The 25,355-nt window shown below is 47.8% G+C and carries 23 protein-coding genes and 3 pseudogenes; 9 read left to right on the forward strand and 17 right to left on the reverse strand.

The window, feature by feature from the left end; translation table 11 throughout:
- The first annotated feature begins 11 nt into the window (after window positions 1-11).
- Window positions 12-503, forward strand: a complete 492-nt coding sequence (locus ON05_RS29880) for a DUF1772 domain-containing protein (protein WP_010470755.1) — start codon at window positions 12-14, stop codon at window positions 501-503.
- 11 nt (window positions 504-514) lie between these two features.
- Here ON05_RS29880 and ON05_RS29885 read toward each other — a convergent pair whose 3' ends face one another.
- From ON05_RS29885 to ON05_RS29920, 8 genes are all read right to left on the reverse strand, one after another.
- Window positions 515-1,432, reverse strand: a complete 918-nt coding sequence (locus ON05_RS29885) for an ABC transporter permease (RefSeq protein ID WP_010470756.1) — start codon at window positions 1,430-1,432, stop codon at window positions 515-517.
- Window positions 1,433-1,439: 7 nt separating this feature from the next.
- Window positions 1,440-2,372, reverse strand: a complete 933-nt coding sequence (locus ON05_RS29890; RefSeq protein WP_010470757.1) for an ABC transporter permease — start codon at window positions 2,370-2,372, stop codon at window positions 1,440-1,442.
- The gene (locus ON05_RS29895; protein ID WP_010470758.1) at window positions 2,372-4,186 is read right to left on the reverse strand and encodes an ABC transporter substrate-binding protein; all 1,815 of its coding nucleotides are present in this window, start codon (window positions 4,184-4,186) and stop codon (window positions 2,372-2,374) included. Before ON05_RS29895 ends, ON05_RS29890 begins: the two co-directional genes overlap by 1 nt.
- Before the next feature lie 208 nt (window positions 4,187-4,394).
- Window positions 4,395-5,120 carry an SIMPL domain-containing protein gene (locus ON05_RS29900; RefSeq protein WP_029315054.1) on the reverse strand — a complete coding sequence of 242 codons (726 nt, stop codon included), beginning with the start codon at window positions 5,118-5,120 and terminating at the stop codon, window positions 4,395-4,397.
- A gap of 224 nt (window positions 5,121-5,344) precedes the next feature.
- On the reverse strand, window positions 5,345-6,628 hold the full coding sequence (locus ON05_RS29905; protein WP_010470760.1) for a S41 family peptidase: 1,284 nt from the start codon (window positions 6,626-6,628) through the stop codon (window positions 5,345-5,347).
- Window positions 6,629-6,763: 135 nt separating this feature from the next.
- Complete coding sequence (locus ON05_RS29910) at window positions 6,764-7,081, reverse strand: hypothetical protein (protein ID WP_010470761.1); 318 nt, start codon at window positions 7,079-7,081, stop codon at window positions 6,764-6,766.
- A 107-nt stretch (window positions 7,082-7,188) separates the two neighbouring features.
- Complete coding sequence (locus ON05_RS29915) at window positions 7,189-8,943, reverse strand: ABC transporter substrate-binding protein (protein ID WP_010470762.1); 1,755 nt, start codon at window positions 8,941-8,943, stop codon at window positions 7,189-7,191.
- A 72-nt stretch (window positions 8,944-9,015) separates the two neighbouring features.
- Window positions 9,016-10,095 (reverse strand): cytochrome-c peroxidase, encoded by a 1,080-nt coding sequence (locus tag ON05_RS29920; RefSeq protein ID WP_010470763.1) that lies wholly within the window; start codon window positions 10,093-10,095, stop codon window positions 9,016-9,018.
- A 467-nt stretch (window positions 10,096-10,562) separates the two neighbouring features.
- Here ON05_RS29920 and ON05_RS38785 point away from each other — a divergent pair, with 467 nt between their 5' ends.
- Window positions 10,563-10,739, forward strand: coding sequence for a hypothetical protein (locus tag ON05_RS38785; RefSeq protein ID WP_010470767.1), 177 nt, complete (start codon window positions 10,563-10,565; stop codon window positions 10,737-10,739).
- On the opposite strand, the pseudogene ON05_RS29925 reads toward ON05_RS38785, so the two are convergent.
- Window positions 10,713-11,042, reverse strand: a pseudogene (locus tag ON05_RS29925) (IS1 family transposase); the annotation flags it as partial. The gene ON05_RS38785 and the pseudogene ON05_RS29925 sit on opposite strands and share 27 nt — an antisense overlap.
- Window positions 11,043-11,417: 375 nt before the next feature.
- Between ON05_RS29925 and ON05_RS29930 the strand changes: the two are divergent.
- Entirely contained in the window at window positions 11,418-13,442 is a 2,025-nt protein-coding gene (locus ON05_RS29930; protein WP_010470769.1) for an EAL domain-containing protein, read from the forward strand.
- A 139-nt stretch (window positions 13,443-13,581) separates the two neighbouring features.
- On the opposite strand, the gene ON05_RS29935 is transcribed toward ON05_RS29930, so the two are convergent.
- The 4 genes and pseudogenes from ON05_RS29935 to ON05_RS29950 all read right to left on the reverse strand — a co-directional run.
- The gene (locus ON05_RS29935) at window positions 13,582-14,295 is read right to left on the reverse strand and encodes an AsmA family protein (RefSeq protein ID WP_010470770.1); all 714 of its coding nucleotides are present in this window, start codon (window positions 14,293-14,295) and stop codon (window positions 13,582-13,584) included.
- A 74-nt stretch (window positions 14,296-14,369) separates the two neighbouring features.
- The gene (gndA, locus tag ON05_RS29940; protein WP_010470771.1) at window positions 14,370-15,800 is read right to left on the reverse strand and encodes an NADP-dependent phosphogluconate dehydrogenase; all 1,431 of its coding nucleotides are present in this window, start codon (window positions 15,798-15,800) and stop codon (window positions 14,370-14,372) included.
- Window positions 15,801-16,521: 721 nt separating this feature from the next.
- The gene (locus ON05_RS29945) at window positions 16,522-16,800 is read right to left on the reverse strand and encodes a hypothetical protein (RefSeq protein ID WP_262562478.1); all 279 of its coding nucleotides are present in this window, start codon (window positions 16,798-16,800) and stop codon (window positions 16,522-16,524) included.
- Window positions 16,787-16,984: pseudogene (locus ON05_RS29950) on the reverse strand (IS1 family transposase); the annotation flags it as partial. The gene ON05_RS29945 and the pseudogene ON05_RS29950, both read right to left, overlap by 14 nt.
- Before the next feature lie 51 nt (window positions 16,985-17,035).
- Here ON05_RS29950 and ON05_RS29955 point away from each other — a divergent pair.
- A protein-coding gene (locus ON05_RS29955) for an ISAs1 family transposase (RefSeq protein ID WP_262561039.1) occupies window positions 17,036-18,125 on the forward strand; the annotation gives its coding sequence in 2 pieces (ribosomal slippage) (window positions 17,036-17,575 and window positions 17,577-18,125; 1,089 coding nt in all).
- 11 nt (window positions 18,126-18,136) lie between these two features.
- On the opposite strand, the pseudogene ON05_RS29960 reads toward ON05_RS29955, so the two are convergent.
- Window positions 18,137-18,957 (reverse strand): annotated as a pseudogene (locus tag ON05_RS29960) (IS1 family transposase); the annotation flags it as partial.
- A 689-nt stretch (window positions 18,958-19,646) separates the two neighbouring features.
- Here ON05_RS29960 and ON05_RS29965 point away from each other — a divergent pair.
- The 3 genes from ON05_RS29965 to ON05_RS29970 are packed head-to-tail and all read left to right on the forward strand — an operon-like array spanning window position 19,647 to window position 20,853.
- On the forward strand, window positions 19,647-19,868 hold the full coding sequence (locus ON05_RS29965) for a hypothetical protein (RefSeq protein ID WP_010477382.1): 222 nt from the start codon (window positions 19,647-19,649) through the stop codon (window positions 19,866-19,868).
- A gap of 12 nt (window positions 19,869-19,880) precedes the next feature.
- Window positions 19,881-20,225 (forward strand): Uma2 family endonuclease, encoded by a 345-nt coding sequence (locus ON05_RS38790; RefSeq protein ID WP_201767991.1) that lies wholly within the window; start codon window positions 19,881-19,883, stop codon window positions 20,223-20,225.
- Between the two features lie 4 nt (window positions 20,226-20,229).
- Window positions 20,230-20,853: a Coq4 family protein gene (locus ON05_RS29970; RefSeq protein ID WP_010477385.1), complete on the forward strand. Its 624-nt coding sequence runs from the start codon at window positions 20,230-20,232 to the stop codon at window positions 20,851-20,853.
- An 80-nt stretch (window positions 20,854-20,933) separates the two neighbouring features.
- Here ON05_RS29970 and malQ read toward each other — a convergent pair whose 3' ends face one another.
- Both malQ and ON05_RS29980 read right to left on the reverse strand, forming a co-directional pair.
- Window positions 20,934-22,454, reverse strand: a complete 1,521-nt coding sequence (gene malQ / locus ON05_RS29975) for a 4-alpha-glucanotransferase (RefSeq protein ID WP_010477387.1) — start codon at window positions 22,452-22,454, stop codon at window positions 20,934-20,936.
- A gap of 15 nt (window positions 22,455-22,469) precedes the next feature.
- A complete protein-coding gene (locus ON05_RS29980) occupies window positions 22,470-23,576 on the reverse strand; it encodes an FAD-binding oxidoreductase (RefSeq protein WP_010477389.1) in 1,107 nt (368 codons plus the stop codon).
- Between the two features lie 205 nt (window positions 23,577-23,781).
- Between ON05_RS29980 and ON05_RS29985 the strand changes: the two genes are divergently transcribed.
- Together ON05_RS29985 and ON05_RS29990 are read left to right on the forward strand one after the other, a co-directional pair.
- A complete protein-coding gene (locus tag ON05_RS29985; protein WP_236619078.1) occupies window positions 23,782-24,015 on the forward strand; it encodes a DUF4327 family protein in 234 nt (77 codons plus the stop codon).
- Window positions 24,016-24,349: 334 nt separating this feature from the next.
- Complete coding sequence (locus ON05_RS29990; protein ID WP_010477395.1) at window positions 24,350-24,571, forward strand: GNAT family N-acetyltransferase; 222 nt, start codon at window positions 24,350-24,352, stop codon at window positions 24,569-24,571.
- Window positions 24,572-24,592: 21 nt separating this feature from the next.
- On the opposite strand, the gene ON05_RS29995 is transcribed toward ON05_RS29990, so the two are convergent.
- The gene (locus ON05_RS29995) at window positions 24,593-25,135 is read right to left on the reverse strand and encodes a cofactor assembly of complex C subunit B (RefSeq protein WP_029315473.1); all 543 of its coding nucleotides are present in this window, start codon (window positions 25,133-25,135) and stop codon (window positions 24,593-24,595) included.
- Window positions 25,136-25,355 lie beyond the last annotated feature (220 nt).

Genomic DNA, 25,355 nt, shown 5'->3' on the forward strand with positions numbered 1-25,355 from the left:
GGAGAGTCGTCATGTCGAATCAACTTTTGTTCTCAATCAAACTATTCTCCCTTTTAGGGTGTGGCCTTGTTGCTGGGATGTTTTTCGCCTTCTCGACTTTTGTGATGCTAGCTCTAGGCCAACGCCCGCCTTCAGAAGGGATTGCCGTGATGCAGGCCATCAATATCACAGTAATTAATCCTTGGTTTATGATCGCGTTTCTCGGAACGGCAGTCACTTGTCTGGGCCTTACCGTATTCTCACTGACTCAGTGGCAACAACCGGAGTCTGCTTACCTGCTGGTGGGGTGTCTGTTGTATCTGATTGGGACGCTATTTGTCACCCTGCAGTTTAATGTGCCGATGAATGATGCCTTGGCTATTGTTCAACCTGAGAACCCTGATGCAGTGGGACTCTGGAATCACTACCTGTCGAGATGGACCTTTTGGAATCATATCCGAACTGCTGCTGCTCTAGCCGCAACTGCAGCACTCACCCTGGCCCTGAGAACTCCACAGGTATAGTGCCATCTCAGCTACGCCTTCTGAACCGCAGCTTCTTTGACCTCAACCTGGGAATTCCCTTCCGCCACCTCAGTTGTTCCTCGCAATTTTGGATCCAGGGCATCTCGTAAGGCATCACTAACAACGTTTAGGGAGTAAATCAACAAAAACATGGCTAACACCACTCCTGCCAAAGGCCACCAAATGCCCTGAACCAACTCCCCGGTAGCATCTGAAATCATGGCGCCCCAGCTCGCTCCATCCTGAATCCCCACCCCGATATAGGTCAGAATCACTTCCGACTTGATAGCACCCAAAATTTGCAGGGACGCACTAATAATCGCTAAATGGATGACATTGGGGAGGATATGACTAAAAATAATCTGCAGATCATTGGCCCCAATCACTCGGGCAGCAGCCACATATTCAAGATTGCGGGTTTTGAGCACCTCGCTCCGTATCAATCGACAAAGCCCCACCCAACCGAGCAGACCCATGGCCAAACAAATCGCCACTAGCCCCTTACCAATCACATAGGAGATGGCAATTACCATCAAAATATAGGGTACCGAGCTGATGACGGTATACAGCCAGACAATGCCAACATCGACTAAGCCCCCGTAATAGCCCGCCAATGCGCCTAAAATGACACCGATGGGAACAGAGATGCTGGTCACTAAGACTCCAATCAGCATTGCCGTTTTAGTTCCAGCCAAAATTTTATAGAGAACGGAGCGACCAAACAGATCGGTGCCCAGCAATTTGGCGAGTTCAAATGAAGGGGCTTCATATTCTGCCCCCACCCGAGTCTGATAGTCGGGTAAGACATTAAATCCTCCCAATAAAGCCACCAAAATATAGATAGCGATAATCCCCAAGCAGACGACAACCAGTTTTTGACGGCTGAGCTTTTGGGCAGCTTCCCAATACAGGTTAGGAATGTGGGTCATGGAGTCCTCAGTGTAGTTTGACGCGCGGATCCACCGCAGCAATCAGTAAATCTGTGATTAGGTTAAACAGGGCATAGGTGATGGTGATATACATCGTCATTCCCTTCAGCACAGGGAGATCACCATTATTAATCGCCGAAATCATCAAATCGCCTATGCCAGGAATACTAAAAAATCGCTCCATTAAAAACATCCCCAAAATCAAAAAGGGAACCGCCACAATCGTGAAGGTCAAAACTGGAATCATGGCGTTTTTAAGGATATGCGTAAAGAGTACCCCTCGTTCGCTCACGCCTTTGGCCCGAGCCGTGCGGACATAGTTTGCCTGCATTTCATTCAGAAAGATGGTGCGGTAGATCCGCACATCTGGCCCAATGGAGACCACGATAATAATCAGCCAAGGTAAAGCCAAATAGGGAATTGCATCCCATCCTGGGGCATAGCCATTGATGGGAAACCATTCCAACTCATAGGCCAGGAAGTACTGCATGGCAATGATGTAGACCAGGTAGGAGACACTCATGGAAATCACGGCGATGGCGGTGGAAAAGCGATCGAACCAGGTGCCTCGGTAGTAGGCGATCAACATGGCAATCACAATATTGATCACCAACCCCAATACAAAGGGAGGCAGCGTTAAGCTCAGTGAGACTAAGGCTCCACTGGCAAAGGCTTCACCCAGTCTCTCGCCAGTGAAGTAGGATGCCCCATAATCAAACGTCACGATTTGCCGCAGAAAGTCGAGGAACTGCTTCCAGAGAGGCTGATCTAGCCCCCATTGGGCTTCGAGATCTGCAATGGCTTGGGGGGTTGCATGCTGGCCTAAGGCAATCCTTACCGGATCTTCTCCGGCCACGTTGAACAACACAAAGATAATGACCGCAACCCCCAGAATGGTGGGAATGATGTACAGTAGGCGGCGAATAGTATATCCCACCATTACTTCAATCCTCTGGCTTTTGCTTCGGTGTCAATATCCAGAAATTTGGAGGTCGAGCCTAGCATCAGGTTGGGTTTGGAGTTGAGGAGCCATTTCTGACGCATTCCCACACTAATCGGCGCTCTAAGAAAGACAATTGGTACATCTTCTTTCAAAATTAAAGCCATTTTCTCAATGATGGTGTTGCGCTCTGCACCAGGCGACATGCGGCGCATCTGTTCGTAAAGCCGATCATATTCAGGATTTTGATAAGATCCCGCGTTTGGTCCCGGTGCCTTATTCGGGCCATAAAACAGTTGGTAAAAGTTTTCTGCGTCAGGATAGTCTGCCCCCCAACCGCTATTGGAAAGCTGAAAACTTCCGCCTTCCTTACGCTGCAGAAATTCCGAGAAGTTTAAAAACTCCCCTTTGAGCTGAAAGCCAGACTGGGCCAGTTGATTACGTAAGAACTCATGATTTTGCTTGGTGATTTTATCTTGCGATGGATACAAGATGGTGATAGGTGGTAACCCTTTCCCCTCTGGGTATCCCGCTTCTTTTAACTTTGCTTTTGCTTTGGTTGGGTCATGGGAATACCATTTCACCGGAATCGTTTCCTCACTCCCTGCAATGGGTAGGGGGACAATGGTGTTGAGAGCATGACCCCGACCATTGTCCATTTTCTCAATATAGGTAGGGGTATCTAAAGCATAGGCTAGAGCTTGGCGCACCGCTTTATTTTGACCAAAGGTTTTGTCCCTAAAGTTAATGGTGATGTAAAACGATGTCAGATCATTGGCCGAAGCAATGTTGAACTTGCCTGCGAACTCACCCTTTAGCTGAAATTTCTCTCCTACCTTTTCAGCCATCTTGGAAAAATTATCTCGATCAATGCCAATGGAATCCAGCTCACCCTTCAGAAATTTGAGCATGCGGGGTTGAGCTTCTTCAATGAGAGGCAGCCGAATTTCATCAATTAAGGGCAGTTTTTCGCCTGCATCCTCTAGCAGTCCTTGACTTTGATCATCAGGCTCGCCTTCGGTAGGGTATGTGCCATGATAATTGGGGTTTTTCTTGAGCACCATCACCCCTTTGCGCGGATTTTTATCCAGGATATATGGCCCTGTGCCGACGCCATGATGTTCCAATTTACGACCGTACTTTTCAACGGCTTCTTTAGGAACGATGGAGAGCGGACTCGTGGCAAAGGACATTAATAGCAGTGGATCCGGCTCAGTCATGACAATCTTAAAGGTGTGGGAATCTACCTTTTCGATACCTGAGACGTTTTCCTGGTCATAGTCAAGATCTTTTTGCTGCCGGGTTTTTTCCCTAAATTCATCTAGACCTTTAATCCGATTTTCTAGTAGGGCGGGGTAACTTTGGGGATTAACATTGACATCCGCAAACCGCTTTAGGGTGTAAATCACATCATCGGCATTCAGTTCCCGACCTTTTCCGTCAGGGAAACAGGGATCATCATGAAATTTGATACCTTTTCGCAATTTAAAGGTGTAGGTGAGCTTGTCCTCACCCAACTCAGGCAGGGTCTCTAAAAGATTGGGTACCAACTCATAGGGACGTTTGAGATAGTGATATTCCAACAGCGGGTCATAGATGTTGCTGATAATCCGGGCGGACGCTACATCAAATTGCTTAGGGGGATCGAGGCTTCGATAAACGGACGCCCGAAACGTATCTAAAACTTTGACACCCGTATCCCCTGCACCTTGTCGTGGCTGACATCCCAATGGCACTGCCGCTGTGGTAATCAGTAGGGCCGATAAAACAACTTGGGGAGCTTTTTGCCAGATTGAAATTTTCTTTACAGCCATAAATTCAGACAACGCTACATTAACGACAAATCCATCAGTGGGAAATCATCAAACCGTTGAGACAAGATTAATGGGAAGTTATGGTTTGATCAAATCTGAGTGTCCATTAGATCGTATTGTGGCACTGATGCCTAAAATTCGCCCTCTCAGACAGCAGAAACCACCTCAATATCGCTAGCGACAATGGCTGGAGCTAAGCTAACGATGATTAATATCTGATATGTAGCGTGACTGAGGCTCTTACCGTTTGTTCACCCCCGACCACAGGAGTAGAGGCGGATTCTGCTCGAAACACATTTGTGGCCTGAAACGGAACCGGGGGCGGCACCGGGGCATTGGCCCCATTAATTTGGATGCTAATAACGTCTTTGGCAGAAAGATTGAGGGCAGATAGTACAGCCCTGGCCTGAGCTTGGGCATCCTGGGTGGCCTTAGCTAAGGCTTGTTTTTGAGCCGATGCGATCGCATCTTCTGCAGCAACAAATGAGACGCTATCAATCCGGGACGCTCCAGCCTTCACGGCATCGTCCATGAGTGCCCCTGCCGATTCAATATCGACCCGAAAACTAACCACATTACTCCCCCGATAGCCCACCAATCGTCGCTGACCATTATTGGAGCTATAGTTGGGTCTCAGGTTAATCCCCGTGGTTTCCAGCTTGTCCACGTTGCGAGACTTTAAAAGAGAGACAACGGCAGCCGAACGGCTGGCGACCTGTTGCTGAACCGCCTCTGCTGTTCTGCCTTGCACCTCTACACCCAACCGCACTTGAGCTTCAGTGGTCTGAATATTTTCAGCCCCTTTCCCAGTAACCGACAGCACTCGATACTGCTGTTCTGAAATCCTAGGCAGTTGGGGCTGGGCATAGATGGGGGCTGATAGCCCTAGCAGCATCGTCACACCTAACAGACCAGAGCAAGCAACATGTTTCATAGGATATTGAGTTGAGTGATTTGGAAATCAGAACAGCACTGTTGGCATTGCATAAGGGCAATCGTCATCCCAATAGAGCTGTTAGTTTAGTTGTCTCCTAATATACTTTTTGGGTTCCAAAAAGCATGATCTCAGATGCGCCTGGACAATTTGTGGAGGCTTGGATAGCCCAGACAAGCTGATTTCAGAGTGCTGGTCACCATGAGTTAACAATTGTGGCAGTACTACTGGATGGCCTGTCTCGCCATTGCGATCGCACGTTCTTTCTGGGGATCTTGGCCTTGGGCATAGGGGATAGGGAAGGGCACGACAACATCTGGTGTCACGCCTACCCCCTCTAAGCGAGCCGTTTTATCGATATACACATCACTCACCGCAACATATAGCAAACTTTGATCTGGCATTAGATAGGGGCGTCCTGCCACCACTGCCCCCGCAGTAGAACTCCCAACAACGGGGCCAATATCATATTGCTGAAAGCCATAGGCCAGAATTTCCTTGGCACTGCGACTGCCTTCATTCACGAGCATCACGACAGGCTTATTCCACTGTCCCTGGTAGGTAGATGTGGCCCCATTTCTCCTAATACTGGTCAAACTGGGACCTCTCGACGTGAACAGGTGCAGTGCCGTCATCGGATCCCCGCCCCACCCATCTCGCAAATCAAGAACGAGGGCATCGGCATTCTTCAAACGGCCATAAATCACTTCATCTTCTAACTCTTGCTGATGTGAGTCTCCAGCCAAAGACCAAACATGGATATAGCCAATGCGTTGACCATCCGTTTCAATTACCTGCACACTATTAGCGATGGCTTCTACAAACATCTGGGTGCAATCGAAGCGCTTCGGCGTTACTGTGATGGTTTGTTGATCGTTAGGGTCTGCCGTTCTTTGAATTCGCACCTTGATGGGTTGGTCCGCTTTGCCCTTAAACGACTGAATGGCTTGAAAAGGTTGACCTGCCACATTTAAGATCTGGTCTCCCACTTTGAGACCTGCCTTGGCGGCTGGACTGCCTTCAAAGATAGTTTTAATAAAAGTTTTGCCTTGAATCGCCTGGGTGACAATACCAATGCCTTCGTACTGAACCTTTCCCTCGGGAAACGTGGATTTGAGCTGAGTACGTAATTCTTTAATGCGGGGATAAAAAATGCCCAGTACCTGGTAATAAGCGGGTTCATCCACAGTAAAAAGATGAGTATGAGAGGTCTGCAACTGATCCAGCATCTCGTTGATCACCTCAGCTTTTTCTGCCCGAGACGATGCCTTGGCTACCTGGGGCTGGTATTGCGATTTCAAGGCAGCCCAGTCTAAGCTATTGAATTTCGGGTCGTAAAAGTTTTCATTGACGGTGCTCCACACCGCATCCAGTAAGCTGGGTTGTGCAGAAGACACAGAAGACATCGTTCCCTGCGAGAGCCAAAGCACCAAGCCCATTCCAAGGGTTATAAGGAAGCTCAGAAGATAGCTTTTATGGCGCTTCAGTTTTTGGATAACAGTCTTCATTTTGTGTCTAACCTGCAATGAGCTGCCTTGCTAAGCCTGATATTTGAGGCTATCCCTGAATGAGACCAATCAATCGTGATGAAGTAATCCTGTCAGAGTCATGTTCTGATTCCATAACGCTTTGCGCATCATGAGCTAACGTTTCATCTGCCTTTGCGGCAAGAACTGTCTGCGCTTCAAATCACGACGTTGTTTCAGTTTCTGCCTAAATTCCTGCTGTCGCTGATTGAGAAATTCATCAATGTGTCGATGCTGCTTGAGACGGAGCTGCCGATGAAATTCTAGCTGCTGTTGAAGATGCTGCTGTTGCTGAAGCCTTGGCTGAAGCAAAGACCGCTGCTGACGATATGGCTGGGATTGAACGGGCGTTTGAGCCAGTAGAGACGATGACAGGCTAAAGATAAAAGCAGCCGTCAAAAATACGCTCTGGGATCTATGGCAAAGTGCTGTCATTAAATTGACCTCTGCCCCTAGTGTAACGAGTGAGATCAATCGCGAGCTTGAGTGCGTTTCTAACAGCTCAGGTCACAACAAGCTTACGGAACTGCCTCTATCAAAGGTCACTCTCTCACCTCTCGAATATCATGAATATTCCACGTTACTTTGCCTAAAGCCGTATATTGAGTACCTTCAAAGTCATTACGGACTGCTGCTAGGGCCAACGGATTAATCAGGTAAATGAAAGGTAGGTACTCCTGGGCAATCTGTTGGGTCTTTGCATAAATCGCTTTTCGCTTGGCCTCATCGATCTCTTGAGCACCTTCGATATAGAGATCGGCAATTTCCTGTTCCCAGTCACTTACTGTAAACCCTTGGATTGGTTCACTGGGGGGCTGGGGTTTTTGATTAAACATATGCAAGCCTCCTTCAGGAGACCAGACATTCGCCCCCGTGTTGGGTTCTAAACCACCCGTCAATCCCAACAGGGCACAGTCCCAATCTAGAGAGTCATCCAACTTATCAACCATCGTGTTGAAGGCGATGGGAGTATAGTCCACCTTGATGCCAACTTTCGATAAATCTTGCTTAATCTGAGATCCCAATGTACTCCCTGCCGGGGCCATCAGCGTAAAACGAACGGGGTTACCTTTGTCATCAAAGAGTTGTCCCCTATTTTTGGTCGTAAACCCAGCTTCTTTCAGGAGTTGTTTGGCCTTCTCCAGATCGTAGTTGTAAACTTTGAGACCTTCCTCGGGCGACAGATAGTAAGGACTTTGTACAGAGATGGGAGAGTTTTGGGGCAATCCTAACCCTTGGTAGGTATTAGCCAACATCCGATCCCGATCAATCGCATAGGCCACTGCTTGGCGAAATTTAACGTTATTAAACCACCGTGACTTAACGGGGTTGACCAGAGGCTTATTATTTCTGCGCCCTCGATTGAGATTAAAGAAAACAAAGGTTGTCCCAAAATCGGGCCCCCCTTCATAGATGGTGAAGTTGCCAGCCTTTTCTTCTCGCTTTAGGAGAGAAAAGGTACTGGCTCGCACTCCAACAGAATCTAACCCCCCTGAGCGAAATTGCAGAAGGGCTGTATCAGGAGATTCCACAATTTTCCAAATAATGCGCTCAATATTTCCGTTGGCTCGACCGGGGATTTGATAGCGCCAGTAAAATGGGTTGCGCCGAAAGACAACCCGCTGGTTGGTTTCATAGGATTCTAGTTGGTAAGGTCCATTGACAATAATTTCGCTCGGGTCTGTATCCACCCCCCAAGCAGAAATAAATTGAGGATTACCTTTGCGATCTGGCGTATCCACCAATTTCTTGAGGGCATGGGCTGGCAAAATATCGACTGCCCCAGCAGTCCGCAAAAAAGGAGCGAAAGGTTCTGGGATAGAAAACTCAACTCGCTGGTCATCTAATTTTTTAACTTTGGGTAAAGCCCGACTTTTTCCAATTCTGAGTACATCGCGAGTATCAGTTGGAATAGCTTCATTCAGGTAGACATCGTTATAGGAAAAAACAACATCGTCCGCCGTTAAGGGAGCCCCATCTGACCATTTCAGATTCGGTCGGAGGGTAAAGATAATTTTGAGTTTATCGGCCGAGAATTCCCAAGACTCTGCGAGGGCAGGCTCAATCTCACCCGTCAGACCATTCTGGGTGGTTAGCCCTTCATAAATTAAGCCGAAGACATTGTTGGCTTCTTTACTTTGGGAGGAATTAAACGTTTTAGGGGCACTCAGCAGGACATCAACATACTGGGGAACCCGTGCTGTTTGGGTTTTGAATTGGGAGAGGCTACAGCCAGGGAGTGCGATCGCAACTACCAATACCAAACTCCAAGCCACCCATCGTCGCAGAAAAGCCATACGGTTCACAGCCAACGTTTAACGCTGAGTTTGATGGTAGCGTACAAGTCTATTAGAATTGCCAAACCACTCTTAAGTCGGGTCAGCTGCAGGAGTACTGTCCGTACTGACGGGCAAAACAGGGGGCTGGATATAATCAGCAGGGGGTTCTCCGGTCAGAGATTCTAGAAAAGCGACAATATCTCCAGCTTCCGCATTAGAGAGATCTTTACCCAACTGAGTGTTAGCCATTTGCACCACAGCCGCTTTCAGGGATTTAACAGAACCATCATGAAAATAGGGACCCGTCTTCGCCACGTTGCGCAAGGAAGGCACCTTAAACAGCATCCGGTCATACTCATCACCCGTTACTTTGTAACGCCCTTGATCATCTTGATTGGGCCAAGGATTGACTCGACCCGCTTTTTGATAGGTATTACCGCCAAAATAAGTGCCGTTATGACATTGGGCACAGCCTGCATCCACAAAAAGGGTTAGACCCCGTTTTTGTTTGGCATTTAAAGCGGTTTGATCACCTGCAAAATAGCGATCAAAGGGGGCAGGGGTAACGAGACCTCGCTCGAAGGCACCAATAGCTTGACCCAAGTGATCGTAAGTAACAGACTGTTTATCATTGGGAAAGGCTGTGGCAAAGGCTTCCACATACTCCGGCATGGAATTGAGGACTTTGAGAACCTGAGCCTCGGAGGGCATCGCCATCTCCACGGGGTTGAGAATGGGGCCTTTCGCTTGAGCTTCTACATCGGCAGCACGGCCATCCCAAAACTGGGCCACATGGGCGGCAGCGTTATAAACCGAGGGAGAGTTTCGTCCCCCAAGTTGACCTTTGTGGCCAGGGGAAAAGGGCTGGTTATCAACGCCATAGCGATCGAGTTGGTGACAGCTATTGCAAGAAATATCCTGGTTTTTACTCAGGCGCTTTTCAAAGTAAAGGCTGCGACCTAAGTCCACAAGTTCAGGATCGGCGGGTTGCTGCTGAGGGTAGAAATTCTCAGGTAAGGGAGGACCAAATAGTGCGAGGTTGGGGCCTTCATCTGCGATAGCAATTTCCGACCCGCGGAGGAATATCAGCAAGGTCGCTGCCAATACCACCCAAAACACAATAAACCGATGGATCTTATCGCGGTTGCCGTGATGCCATTGCAGAGTCATGGGTCACTTCTCCTCTCAAAAACGCTCTGGGTCGCGAGCTGCGCTCCACCCAAATTTTATGAGTTAGCCAAAAGTGAATGACGACCCGTAAGAAAACGTGATAGCCCTATGACGTTTTGGCACAAAACCATACATAGCTTCGAATTTCGCAAGAAAAGGTTGAACTAATGATGCCTGCATAACGGTCATACAAAGTCGACCGTGCGGCTTGATTCTGTTCAGCTACTTGGTGGATTAAAACCAAGGCTTCACTATTGCGCTGAACGGTCATTCCCGAATTAAACTCACGTAATTCCAACAAATTTTTCGAGAAACAGATCCAATCATCAACTCCCAGCGTATACCCCTAAAGATTGGTGAATCAGAAGAAGTTAACAGCGAAGTTTGTCCGAGGCTGGACAAGCTTCTGTTGCCCATTCTCAGTCCATTTGCAGCTTAATCTTTATGGAAATTGAGTGGCGTGGTTTATGGGACTTGGCCTCTCGTTGGGCAGCATTGCCCCAGCCATGGACTCAGATCACGATGATGGTGCAACCCATACCAAGAGCCGCAATCTCAACCTGACGGACTTATATGTATTCCCCAAAGACAATCAAAATTCCCATGTTTACAGTGCTTTTGCTTTTTTTGACCAAGGACCATAATTCATCCGCATTCATGCCGTTGGTCGACACAACCTGAACTTCTCCATTGTGAATCATTTGGGTTTTATAACTGGCTGAGCAAATCACCCTCACACAGGTGTTAGTAAGCCACACCTGTGATGCGAGATAGTCTGCGAGGACTACTCCCTTCAGCATGGGTTTGAAGGATAACCGTGATAATAGAGGGTATTAAAAAGTGTCACTGAAAGTTTGTTGACAGTGCAAGCAGTGATAGCGTTAGCTGCCTTTGCTAGTCTTGCCATATTTGTGGGGCTTAGAATGACCCCATAGGGGACATTGCATGAGGGAATAGGATCACTCAACTCCCTATTGGTTTAGCAAACCCACACTTTTTTAATGCACGATCCGAAGGCTTAATACTCTGATTGAATCGAGGTAATGGTGTCCCGTCACCATACCTACATTGGCTGTATTGGTCTTTATCAATAATCGCCTTGGAATGCTCTCCAGAGTTTGCTTAAAAGCCTTGAGATATTCTGATCGATCTTTAATATTTAGGTCTCTAAATTTTCCATTTGTAGGGTCATTATTTTCTACATTGAATATAAAATAGCCCTGACTCTTGAGGTCAAAATGGTCGGCATCCAGCCATTTAGAGCGGCTTTAACCTAGCCAAATCCCACTCCAGCAAGTGTTTCCCTGTGTTTGTGTTCATCCATGTATCTGAATCGACTTATTCACTTTAAGACCCTGTTGCTATTACGAGAAGCATTTACTTCGCTCTTACCCGTCGTCTTAGTGATGAATATTGTTGTCCTACTGTCAGGTTTGTCTGACGTGCTGGCATCTCAGGGTGTCGTAGCAGAGGGTTTTATCAACGGAAATGAAGTTAGCCGACTCTACTTCTTCCTAGTTCCGTTTTTTCTCAACATTTCTCTGAGCACTTTGATGGCCAAGGAGAAAGAGCTTGATCAGGTTAGTACTGTTCTGATTTCAGCTGTTTGTTTTTTGCGCGTGTCGGGCTTCTTATTTATTGATTCAACCGGCCAAATCCTCTCTTTTCAGGGCTCCGTGATCACCAGTGTCCCAGCCACACTGGTGGCGGTCACGCTGCTCCATTATTTCAGTCGATTCTCGTCTCTACAATTTTTTCGAGGTCGATCTGAGGTGAGCCCAGTCCTCCAAAGAACGCTAAACCTCCTGATTCCGGGTCTATTGACAATGTTATGTTGTGAGTTGGTAGGTCATGGATTTCGGCTATTTTTTAAGGCCGGTGTTTTTAGCATTTTATTCGCAGCTCTACCTAAGCTTCAGGACATTCAAGAAGTCATTCTCTTTAAGCTGATTTCTCAACTCTCCTGGTTCTTCGGGATTCATGGTGAGTATAGTGCCGATGGTTTATTTCGAATTTTAAATGAGATTCCATCCTCCCAAGCCGGCAGTATTCACTTCAAAGTCTTACATGATGTATTTATGAATATTGGAGGCTCTGGCTCTACGTTTGTGGTGCCATTAGCAATTCTTTCCCTCCCCGGTTCTGCTCCCTTTAAATCCATCGCTCAGCTGAGTCTGCCGTTCGCCCTCTTCAATGTCAATGAGATTTTATTGTTCGGGCTACCGATCATCCTCAATCCACTCTTTTTAGCACCATTTTTGTTAGCCCCCCTGGTTAATCTGGCCATTGCTCTGACGGCAATTCATCTAGGGGTATTCACCATCAGTGCCCCTGCCATTAACTGGATGTCTCCTCCCTTATATAGTGCCTATGCGGTCTCTGGCGGATCGGGAGGGGCAGTCCTGACCCAGTTACTTTGTATCGCGATCGATATGAGTATCTACTATCCATTTTTGCTCCTGGCCAAGCAACAGTCGAAGACGCCATTGGATTTACGCAAGCGCTTGCACAGTGATGCCTACCAATTTGTCAACACAGAAATCAATCGCCAAGAAGAGCGACGCTTTATTACTCAGAAAATAGATCAAGTCAGAGGGATGGAAGAGACCCAACGCTTGCTGCAGCAACTCAAAGGTGGACAGTTTCTTCTGTACTTTCAGCCTAAGGTGGATGCCAAATCAAAAGCACTCGTGGGCTTAGAAACATTGCTTCGTTTCCAAGATGCAGGGGGTAAAATTACCCCTCCTACTTTTTTACCTATTCTCTACCAACAAGGGCTTTCTAAGGCCGTGGATCAGAAAGTGCTGTCGCTGGTTTTTGACCAGATCAAACAGTGGCGAGGGGATGGTCAAAAATTGCCTCAGATTAGTATTAACCTGGATAAAGATTTTTTATTAGATCCACCATCGGTAAAAGCTTTTATTGCCCAAGCCAAACAAGAAGAGATTTACTTTGAACTAGAAATCACTGAGCATACCTACACTTCGGAAGTGCAATCTCTAGCATCAGTGGTGCGGGACCTGCGAGCAGCAGGGCATCAAGTTTCAATTGATGATTTTGGGGCGGGCTATTCTTCCCTCACCACTCTAGTGTCTCTGGAAGCAGATTCGGTCAAATTAGATCGCAAACTGGTCGCTGCCCCTGAAGGGGAAAGCCAGCGGGGACAAGTGTTACTGCAGTCTAGTGTAAAGCTCTGTCATGACTTAGGATTTGCTGTAGTGGCAGAGGGGGTTGAAAGCTTGTCTCAGTTACAGTTAGTGCAGCACTGTGGGGTAGATTTTGTGCAAGGCTATTATACGGGCAAACCCATGCCTTCGGATCAGGTCAGTCGCTTATTTCAGGCTTAATTGAATGCATTAGCCTGCCCCCCAGTTCAGCTGGCAATTTCCATCGGCTGAAACTGCGCTGGGATTCAGGTTGAAGTAACACCATTCAGATCCAGCTGTTTGACACAACCGTTCAGAGGCCTACATATCAACGACTGAACTAGGGAATTAACCCTTCGATATCAATGGGGATGTCATCAATGGGCAGATCCTTGAGGGGATTATCACCATCAATGTTGATAGGCAATCCATCTTGAGGGATTTTTTCGAGTAAGGCAGTGGTGACGGCATTTGCGATCGCAACTGACAATTTCCCCTCGGCATTCTTAGAGGTCACGTCCGTTAGCTCGATATCATCAATATCCAGATTCTCTTCTAAATCAATAATGGCATTCACCTTAATCGAGGCTTTGATATTGCGAATACTCAAACGGCCAATTTTGACCACCTTCTCATTACCGCTGCTTTCGGGCTGTTCCTTTTCTTGCAGGGTATCCACCACTTTCACCAAATTATTGTCGGGGATCTGCTGCTCTACCTTCAGATCTAGGCCATTAACGGTCAGGGCCTCAAGTTCGACCTGATCTTGCCACAGGTTAGACAGCTGAAAATCTAAATCTAAATTCTGGACTTTGACCAAATGAGGGGTAGAAAAGCCCTGGGGGTTTTTAAGGGTAATAGCCTTAATGGTCAGATCTCCGGCAAAGGGCTGGAAGTTCAGACCCTCTACATCCGTGCTCACGCCCGTTGTATCTTGGATAGCCCCTTCTAAGGCCGACTCCAGAATGGCATTGCGACTGAACCAGCCAATTCCCAATGCGAGAACTGCGATCGCAACCCCACCACCCAAAATCTTTAAAGCACGCTTCGCCATAGCCACCCTGCACCGAGAACTGCCGTGCTACCACGGCAGTTCCAGCTTATCCCACAAAAATCCAGCTTGGGAAACTAGCTGTTGGATTCATTAATGGCAGTCCATTCCGTATGGAACGTTCCTTCCTTATCAATCCGCTGATAGGTATGGGCACCAAAGAAATCGCGCTGGGCCTGAGTTAGGTTTTGGGGCAAGCGATCACGACGGTAGCTGTCGAAGTAATCCAAAGAGGCACTAAAGGCCGGGACCGGAATCCCGAGCTGAGCTGCCGTGGCCATCACTTCCCGCCAAGCCTGCTGACGGTCCAAAATGGTCTGCCGAAACTCAGGAGCAAGCAGCAGATTGGCCAAGGCTGGATCGTCAGCAAAGGCCGATTTAATTTTGTCCAAGAAGCCCGCCCGAATAATGCAGCCCCCTTTCCAAATCCGAGAGATTTCACTTAAATTCAAATTAAAATTAAACTCCCGTGACGCCGCACTCATCAAGGCCATTCCCTGAGCATAGGAACAAATCTTAGAGCAATACAGGGCATCTCGAACTTTGCCGATAAAGGCTTGCTTGTCGCCACTAAAAGTAGCAGTGGGTCCCGTCAGGATTTCAGCCGCCTTGACTCGCTCATCCTTAAAGGATGAGGTAATGCGGGCATTGACGGCTGCTGTAATCGTGGGGATGGGCACACCCAATTCCAAGGCACTCATCACCGTCCAGCGGCCTGTTCCTTTCTGGCCTGCCTTATCCAAAATCAGCTCTACCAAAGGCTGCTGGGTACCAGGATCAACATAGGTGAAAATTTCAGCCGTAATTTCAATCAAAAAGGAATTCAGCTCATCCGTGGTGTTCCACTCGCTAAAGACCTCATGCAGTTCCGTATGACTCAGTCCTAGAACATTTTTGAGCAGGTCATAGGCTTCAGCGATCAGCTGCATATCGCCATACTCAATGCCGTTATGGACCATTTTGACGTAGTGACCAGCACCCCCCGGACCAATGTAGGTGACACAAGGTCCGTCATCTACCTGAGCAGCAATCTTTGTCAGAATCGGGGACAGATCTTTGTAGGCAGCTTCTGTACCACCGGGCATTAGGCTAGGACCGTTGAGGGCACCTTCTTCACCGCCACTCACACCCATGCCAATATACCGGAGGCCGACCGCTTCCAGTTCTTCTGTGCGTCGCACGGTGTCCCCATACAAGGAGTTGCCGCCATCAATCAGAGCATCGCCGGGTTCCAGCAAGGGCTTGAGCTGCTGAATTACGGCATCCACCGGGGCTCCAGCTTTGACCATAATCAGAATCCGTCGTGGACGTACGAGGGATGCGACCAGTTCTTCCGGTGTAAACGCGGCGACTACTTGTCGTCCCTGGGCCCGCTCTGCCATAAAGGCATCTGTTTTTGCTCGTGTGCGATTGTAGACAGCAATGGGAAAGCCATTTCGCTCAACGTTGAGGGCTAAATTTTCCCCCATAACGGCGAGGCCAATTAGTCCAAATTGTTGCTGGGACATAAGGAATTTGCTCTAAATAGTGAGAGTCACAATGCGTTGACTACAGGGTAGCTCGATCCCCATGGGAACTACTGGAAGAAGAGATTAAAAGACGCCAAGAATCAGGTGAGAATCGGTCAGACAAGACTGATCAGACTTTAGGTGCCAGCGGTCTAGAATCAAAACAGTTAGGCAAGCTCAAGTCTCAGCCGATGCGTCTTGGGCCAGTGTTCAAGAGGTCAAATGAGTTTGGAGGATTTGATAGCAGATAACAAAACAGCGATTCCAAGCATTGAAGAAGGGCAGCAAGCTCTTGAGATGCTAAGAGTGAGCAACCAACAGTTGGAACTCACCGCTATAGCATTGGACGAACTGATAACCACAGTAGAGGGAGGTCTAAGCTGCCAACATCACCAGAGCTTGGAGAAAAGCAGGACAACAACCTTCAGCAACACTGCCACCTAACGGTGGTCGTCAGGGGCATGAGCAAAAAGTAAAAATATCCACATCAATGCTGGTCTCTTAGCAGCATCTAACAGGCTAAACCTCTTATCTAGTTATAGGCTTTAGGATAAACGCAGATAGAAGATCCAAATGCTTATTAAATCAGGATTAAGGGAATATAGAGCCTGTTAATAGACCAGTGCCAAACATAACGCAAAACAAACGATAGTATCGATAAAAATTTGCTGTTTTCTATGATTTTGAATAACTTTATTCAAAATGCAAAAAGATAATTCCTTTACATTAATAGTTCAGATGTTTTTGAGAAAAGTTGATTAGAATCTGTTTGAATAATTGAGCTTAATTCTAATAAAGGCAATATTTCTTGTTCTTCTTGTTCAACATCTTGATAAAACTTAGAACACTCTCTTTCCAATTCATCATAGATGATACTTAATTTCCCATTGAGTCGCTGTGAGATATCAATTTCTAGCTGAGATTTTCCAGCTTCAATGGCCTTATCAAATTTTTTGACTATTTTGTGGCGTTGCGGCACTGGTCTACTAACAGGGCACATACCTAAACCCTTTATTGGTGAGGAGTTCTAGTGTGCTCAACGGACGAGAACAAAATCCCATCTCCATTGCTGGTGTGGTCTGCTTACTGAGCCCCCAATGGGGTCTAACCCAGTTATGAATCAGGCGTTGTACATCTAGCACTCGCTGTAACCCCGACCGCTTCTTAGCCAGGGTTGTTTTACGTTACTCCTAGAAAAAATAGGATGGTTCTACTGACCAACAGTAGAGAGACCGATGAGCCATCTAATCGATACTTTGAAGCAAGTCCCGGATTTCCGCAGTGCCCATGGCCGTATTCATCCGTTATGGCTGCTGTTGCTATTGATGGTGATGGGCATGCTTGCTGGATATCAAGGGTACCGTCCGTTAGAAACCTTTGTGAGCGATTATCGCCAGCCTTTAAGTGAGCTATTGGGGCTTGAGAGCCTCGAAGTTCCGTCTCACTGTACCTTTCGTCGAGTGATGAAGGGGCTTGACTTCCAAGCGTTGAGCCACCAATTTGAAGCATGGATGCTCTCGAAAGCCCAGACTCACTCTCCCGATAATTATGCAGCCTCCATTGATGGCAAACGGATTCGTCAGGGGCTGACAGATGCCAAGGGGAAGCAGCGTTTTGTAGGGTTGGTGAGTTTATTTGCGGTGGAAGCAGGCATCACCCTCAAGCTCGAAGCCCTCACTCAGGAGGATAATAGCGAAATCAAAGTCGTCCAGGCTTTGTTGGAAACCCTTCAACTCGATGGCTTGCTGATTACCATGGATGCCTTACACGCCCAAAAAAACACTTGAGAAGATTGTGGCCTCGGGTAACGACTATCTTGTGGCGGTCAAATCCAATCAGGGAAGACTTTACGACCACCTCCAGACTTACTTTGAGTGTCTTAAACCCATGGCTGAGCACATCCACTCCGCCCAAAGTAGAGGACGAGATGAACATCGGTGTATACAGGTTTATGAGCCTGTCGGCATAGCCTTACAGGAATGGGAGGCAATTCGCTCTGTGCTTTGTGTCCAACGATGGGGCACTCGCAAAGGAAAGGAGTATCACAATACCGCCTATTACATCAGTTCAGCTGCCACCTCACCCCAGCATTGGCAATCTCTGGTCCGAGAACATTGGGGCATTGAAAATCGGTTGCATTGGCCGAAGGATGTTGTTTTTGGCGAAGATGATTATCGACTCGAAGATGAACAAGCACTGCTCAATTGGTCAGTGCTTAGAACTATTGGGATTAATATCCTGCGGCTAAACGACTATCAATCCCTCAAAACCGCGATGACTAAGCTTGCTAATCGGGTCGATATTATTTTTTCGCTGCTAACTTAAAACAGCCCTGGCTTCTTAGCGTAGAGATTCTGCCGTCTTCGATAAGCACTACATCGTCTCCTCAAGGCAGCATTGTGAGCCTCATTATGATTGGCATGGACCTCAGACCCTAGACTGATAGCGGTAAAGGGATGCTCTGCTTTCACCCACTCTACTCGCCGATTCCCCTGAGACCCTTTAACTTTCATCGCGACTTCTAACCCCTCTCGCCAAACCTTGCGATGCCCATAGTCAGGATGACACTCCTCACCATTGAGATAGACATTGGCGAGCTTCCAAAGTTCTTGTCCATAACGCCTCTCACCATCGGTAAACCATCGAATCCCATCACAGGCTTTGACCCACTCCCAAGCTGAGTAAACGCCATTTGCAAAAGTTGTGCATCCTTGAGGCCAGCTTGTGCTGTCAACCAATAGCGGCTTTCGCGTTCAAGGAAATGGATGGTCCAGCCCTGGGATTGGCTGGGGGGAAGATTTTTGCCTACACGCGTGTAAACTTCATCCCCTTCTACCGTCACATCAGAGGCTGCTGGTGCGGGAGGTGACCAGTTCTGTGCTTGGTCTGCTAGGCGTTTTTCCCAACGCATAATGGTGGTATGAGATTTACCGAAAGTTCGACCTGCAGCACGAATACCCATCCCTTCGGTGCGAGCTTTGATGGCATAGCTCACTACTGAACTAGCGGTGCGTAAGCGAGCCATTGGGGTACCCGTGCGTTCGTTGAAACGCCGATTGCAATCCTTACACTGATATCGCTGGACTAATGTCCCATCTTGCAGGCTATCAAAGCCGCGCTTTAGGATCTTCTCGCTTAGACAATATGGGCATTCCATTGATCTACATTAGGTTGCGTCGGAAGCATTATAGCTAGATCCTGCTAACAGACCAGTGCCTGTGAAAAGTACAAAGAATACACATAAGTCTTCTTTCATCAGTAAAAATCCGTTCATCTAGTTCAATAGACTCTTGCCTATATATCTGACTTGTTAAAATCAGTTACTAGGGCCTCAAAAGTTTAAGAAGATAGCAGCGAACGGAAGCCCAGTGGAGGCGAGAGATATAGTAAATAGTTCATCTCTGGGTTCTCTTGGACGAGTGTTCTGCCTGCATGGCATTATTCAGATTACTATTCCTGTAATTACAAGTTAAGAGAGTGAAGCGATAGCTTTGAACCACCAACAGGACAAGTCACTGCTAGCAATAATCTGCCAATTTAATATTTTTCCTGAGAATTCAACTATTGAAGAGATTATAGGAGTAAAGAAACAGAATAAAAATGCTTGTTAGTGCTCTTTTGTGATGTTTTAGCTATTAAGTTTGGTGAAGAAAGTGATCAAGATACAGCAAAAAAAGCGGAAAAGACTAATTTCAAAAGACTTGAGAACTTAATATTTCTTCCAGGTACTCCTTGATAATAGATTAGCCGCTCCTCTAGGGGAATTTGAATATCTGAATCAAGCCGCCTTGATCAATCTTAGAAATCAGGCCCGATACAATAGTGACAGTGTAAGTTATCCCGAATATGACACTTTCGCAGTCAATCCTCACTCAACCTATTGAGCATCTATGGTCCGTTGCTGACTATCACCGCATGGTCGAAGCGGGCATTTTGGGTGATTGCCATGTAGAACTGCTCCGAGGCAAAATTGTCGATCAGACACCCGAAGGTCCACTTCACACCCATAGTAGTGAAGGAACTGCTCAGTTTCTCCACCAACATCTTCAAGGACAGGCGTGGATCTGAGAGGCACGTCCAATTACCCTAAACACTTCTGAACCGGAGCCAGATCTTGCCATTGTTCGCTTACCCTGGTCCCAATATCGTCAGCGTCATCCAAACCCAAGTGAAGTATATTGTCTGATCGAAATCTCTGACTCTAGCATAGCGATTGATTCTGGCTATAAGCTCAAAATCTATGCTAGTGCTGGAATCCCTGAATATTGGATTGTTAATTTACGCAAACAACAAGTCAGTGTCTATCGACAGCCTGAGTCAGATCATTATCGTTCTGTAGAAACTTACCAAGATGGTGAGCTGATGCCCTTAGCCTTTCCAACGTTAAGGGTTTCTGTTTCGCTATTACTCGCTCAAGAGATCTAAAGATATGGATAGCAGTCATCAGTTAGTCTCTCGACAGCGCTTCTCTCTTTTTTCCCTAGCCGTACAAGCCTATCGCCAAGGCAAACTGGGGGACGTTGCCGCTTATAAATCTGCAATATTAGGCACTAAAGCCTATCCAGATATTGCGGAAACGCTCTCTAGATTAAAAACCTGCTGTCCCACCATTGACTTAACAGCCTTAAGAACCCTACCAGAAGGAACCTTTGGACAAATCTATGCCCAGCATATGGATGAATGTCATCTGACGCCTTTGGAGATTAGCGCAGATGTCATAGCTTCATTGCCAGACCAATCTTTGGGACTACGCTATACCCTTCTGCATGATGTGTTTCATGTGCTGCTAGGGTATGACACCAGCCTTATAGGAGAAATGGGGGTATGGGCTTTTGTCGATGCTCAGCACTATAGTCCTAGCTATAAAACAGCCGCCTGGCTGGCCCATTACTTATATCCTCTGGTCATTCCACATCGATACAGACAACTACGTGCCATCGAGCAGCACAGTCGTAAACTTGGACAGCAAGCAGCCTGCATCATCGCTCAACCGCTCGAAGACTATTGGTCAGAACCCCTTTCTACGGTTCGATCTCGCTTAGGTTTAGCGTGAAGACTTCTGCCCCAGATAAGCTGGGTCGATTCCAGGGGGTCAAAATTCAAGACCTCAAATTCTGAGATCCTAACGCGCCACTAATCCCAGGAGTCATCTGTTTTGACTGGAGCGCGACCGTAGGTGTCCGTGAGTTGTAGTAACCGTTCTGCGATCGCATCCGTCAATCCACCCGAACGATACCGCCAGGCCCAGTTGCCCCCTGAGGTACTGGGTAAGTTCATGCGGGCCTCCGTACCTAATCCCAGCAGATCTTGTACTGGAATAATCACTTGGTTGGCCACCGAACTGAGGGCCAGTCGAATTAAATCCCAGTGAATGCCTTCCGGGGACAAGCCGCCCATATAGCCCTCCACAAACACCCGCTCATGGTCAGGCATATCGCGAAACCAGCCCACTGTCGTGTTGTTGTCGTGGGTACCCGTATAGACCAAACAGTTCTGCACATGGTTAAAGGGCAGGTAAGGATTACCCGGGCCAGAGCCGAAGGCAAAATGGAGAATCTTCATGCCCGGAAATTCAAACTTATCCCGGAGTTCCTCCACATCGGGGGTGATGATGCCCAAGTCTTCCGCCAAAATCGGCAGCTTGCCCAGCTCATCTCGCAGGGCTTCGAACAGCTCATCTCCAGGAGCTACAACCCACTCGCCATTCATGGCAGTATTTTCCCCTTGCTTGACCTGCCAAAAGGCCCGAAAGCCCCGGAAGTGATCGACACGGATTAGATCCACATAGTCCAGCATGGTGCGGAAGCGCTGAATCCACCATTTGAAGCCTTGCTTCTCCATCCGCTCCCACTGGTAGATAGGGTTACCCCAGAGCTGTCCGGTTTCACTAAAGTAATCCGGGGGCACGCCAGCCATGAGCGCAGGTTCAAGGGTTTCTGGATCTAAGAAAAACTGATCGGGGTTCGACCAAACATCTGAACTGTTATGGGCGACGTAGATGGGAATATCACCAATGATTTGAATGCCGTTATCGTTGGCGTACTGTTTCAGATTGGACCATTGCTGAAAAAACTGAAATTGCCAAAACTTATGCATCTCGATATCGGACTGCAGCTTTTGCTGCCACTCCGCCATAGCAGCAGGTTGGCGCTGGGCAATTTCTTGGGGCCACGTATTCCAGGCCGCCCCCCAATGGGCATCCTTGAGGGCCATAAAAAAGGCGAAATCTTCCAGCCAGGCTCTGGTTTGGCAAAATGTCTGAAAAGCGAGGGCAAGCTCCGGAAAGACGCCCGCTTTGAAATTGTCGTAGGCTAACCGCAGCAGTCCCTGCTTCATGGGAATGACCTGCTCGTAGGCAATGGTCTCCGGGCGAAAGCCCACGCCTAGCTCCAGATCTTCCTCTTGCAATAGCTCCTGCTCTTGTAGTTGCTCCAGACTAATCAAGAGGGGATTGCCCGCCATCGCGGAATAACACATATAAGGGGAGTTACCAAACCCCGTTGGCCCTAAGGGCAGCACCTGCCAAAGCTGCTGACCACTCTGGACCATAAAATCAACGAATCGATAGGCTTCTGGCCCTAGGTCACCGACTCCAAATCGCCCCGGAAACGACGTCGGATGCAGGAGAAGGCCACTAGCTCGGGGGAAGGGCATACGCAAGAACTCACTTTAGTTCGATATCAACTGTCGCACTTTTTGGGCCGTAATGGGGGCTAATAAGACACCATTGCGATAATGCCCACTCGCCACCACCACATTGTCATAACCAGGGAGTCGTTCAATGATGGGCGCAGGCCGTTCATGGGGCCGAGGACGTAAGCCAGACCAGGTTCTGAGAATACTGGCATGGGCGAGGGATGCATCGAGTGCGATCGCACGTTGATGCAACTCCTTTAATTGAATCGGATCGGCTTCGATAGCGCCTCCCACCTCAGACGGAAATTCAACCGTCGCCCCCACCCATACTTCCGAAGCATTGAGGGGCACAATATGCACCCGATCACCATTGACCACAGGCAATGGGTCTACCAGCGGATGTTGGCGTTTGAGGTGCAGTGCTTGTCCTAGAACAGGATAGATAGGTACGGGTTGGTGAAGCGTAGTCGTTAGGGCCGTTGATCCCAGCCCCGCCGACACAATCACCCAATCCAGGGGATAGCTTTCGGTGGAGGAGCAGACATGAGTAAGAGACTGGGGATCATCTGTCCGCAACGATTTGAAGCCAGAAATCGGCGTATCGAAATAAAACTCAGCCCCATTATTCTGAGCCGCAGCAATCAAGGCTACTGATAACGCAACGGGATCAATTTGGCGATCTTGGGAAGAAAAGATGGCACCCACTACTGGGATTTTTGACGCCCTAAGATGGGCCGCGCTTAAATGAGGATAGTTGTGAAAAAGCTGACCTTGATCCAAAATTTCCAGCTGAAATCCTTGTTGGGCTCGAACTTGCTGGGTTCTAGACCAGCGACTCAGCTCATCACCATCAAAACACAGGCGTAAAATGCCTTGTTGGTTATAGGGTAAGGATGTTTTGGTGATCGCTTCTAGTTTGGGTATTAACGTGTCGTAGAACTTGAGGCTGTCTAGGCGCAGTTGCAGATGTTTGCCCTTAAGCTTCGGGGTAATCGCTGCCATCAGCACCCCCAGGGCCGCACCTGTCGCCTGCCATTGATGGGGCGACCGTGCATCCCACACGGTCACCTGATGGGTCTGACTGAGCTCAAAGGCAATTGCTGCCCCCACGACACCACAGCCAATAATGCCAATTCGCATTGCATTGTTTGTCTTGAGGAACTTATGAATAGCATGATTATTAAGGAAAAATCAATAATCTGCCGCCCAGGAAATTCATAAGCATGTGCTAGGATCATGAGCGAATTAAATCAGTCGGTTGCGCAACACCTCTTAGAAAGCGCAACGCAGCTGTTTCTAGTGTTTGCACTATTAGCAACCCGTTTAATCTTTCTACAATCCATATATGACAAACACCACCATAACTCCGGCGGTTCTGCACCCAATGGGTAAACTGCAGCGCCAAGTGCAGTCGTTAGTCAATTCTCAAAAGCTCAAGCCAACCGATAGTTTATGGAAAGTTGGATTGCTGTTTCCCGATAAGTGGTCCCATCTAAAAGATGAGTTAATCGACTTTGAATTTTCGATGCAAGATCCAATTGCCAGTTTCCTAGAAGTTGAAACCTGGGAAGACGAATAGCAGCACAGTTTTCACCTAGCATTGACTGAACCAAATCGCTTGCAACTCATTCAGCCTACTGCAGCCCTGAAATCTGAATTCCTAAACATAGTGAGCGACTTTCAGCATGCGGGTGAAACATTCATTCACGATCAAAACATCTCCTTTATTCAAAACTCTTTTCTGGCCTACCTTCATCAGCTAGAACAGAACGCCCTCGGTATTGGCCTGCAACCGGGATTTGTTCCGGCAACCACTTTTTGGCTGATCAATGAAAACAATCGAGTGTTAGGCGAAAGTCGGCTACAACATTGCTTAACGCCCTCTCTAGAAGAGGTGGGGGGCATATCGGCATATGGTTCGTCCTGCAGATCGAGGCCAAGGAAATGGTACTCAGCTGTTGGCACTGACCCTAGCGAAAGCCCAAAAAAAGGGAATTCAGCCTGTTTTAATCACCTATCATCCAGCCAATCGAGCCTCTGTAAAGGTCATCCAAAAGAATGGGGGTGCTCTCACCAGCAAGAGCTATGTCCCACGCATCAATCAGCAGTGGATTGAGTTGGGGACAATGCCCTAAATATCTGGAGACAACCGAAATTTATGGTGCAATGACGCCGAAGGTCTTTAGGGTTGGGCGCATCGCTGTAATTTCATCCCGGTGGGCAATCACCGTGAGTAGGGTTTGGGGGTCTGTCTCTCCAGACGAGGCCACCGATTCTACCTTGAGTCTGACCTGTTCAGGCCGTTGGGCCTTTTGCCAGTAAAACCAGCCTGCCACCGGTGAAATAACGGTGATCACCGTAAAGCCAAAGCCTACAGAGGGAAAGAGAATGCTAAACACTAGGCTTAAGCACAGGGTTGCCGTTAGCATCAGGGCGGTGAGGAAACAGGCCAACACCACGCTAGGCCGCACCGTTCCTTCAAAGGTAACTTGATCTAATTCTTTGTCTAAAGCCGAGAGCCGATAGGACCGATTCGTCAGGTGGTCTTCCACTTTCTTGAGTACGGCTTCTTCTGGCTGGCTAGACAGCCACTGCAGCTGTTCTGTTCGATCTTTCACCGAGGCGCGAATAAAGAAGAATAACCCCACCATCAGCAATAAGGTCAGCAGAAAGGTTGAGGGTAAAACAAAGGAGCGCATCATAGGTGATTTAAGCCCAGTGAATAAAACAAATGTGATGCAAGTTGCCAGATCGAGTTGACCTCAGTCACTGCAAGCACTTAAAAGAAGCCATATGGTATGGAAACACATCCAGTGAGAAATTGCTGCAATTTTGACTGTCTTCCAAACAAGAAACCATTATTTGGTAGCGGCGAAATAATCACTTGGATGTATCTTCTCTGTTTAGTTTACAGCCAAA

The sequence above is a fragment of the Acaryochloris sp. CCMEE 5410 genome, assembly GCF_000238775.2.
Classification (GTDB): Bacteria; Cyanobacteriota; Cyanobacteriia; order Thermosynechococcales; family Thermosynechococcaceae; genus Acaryochloris.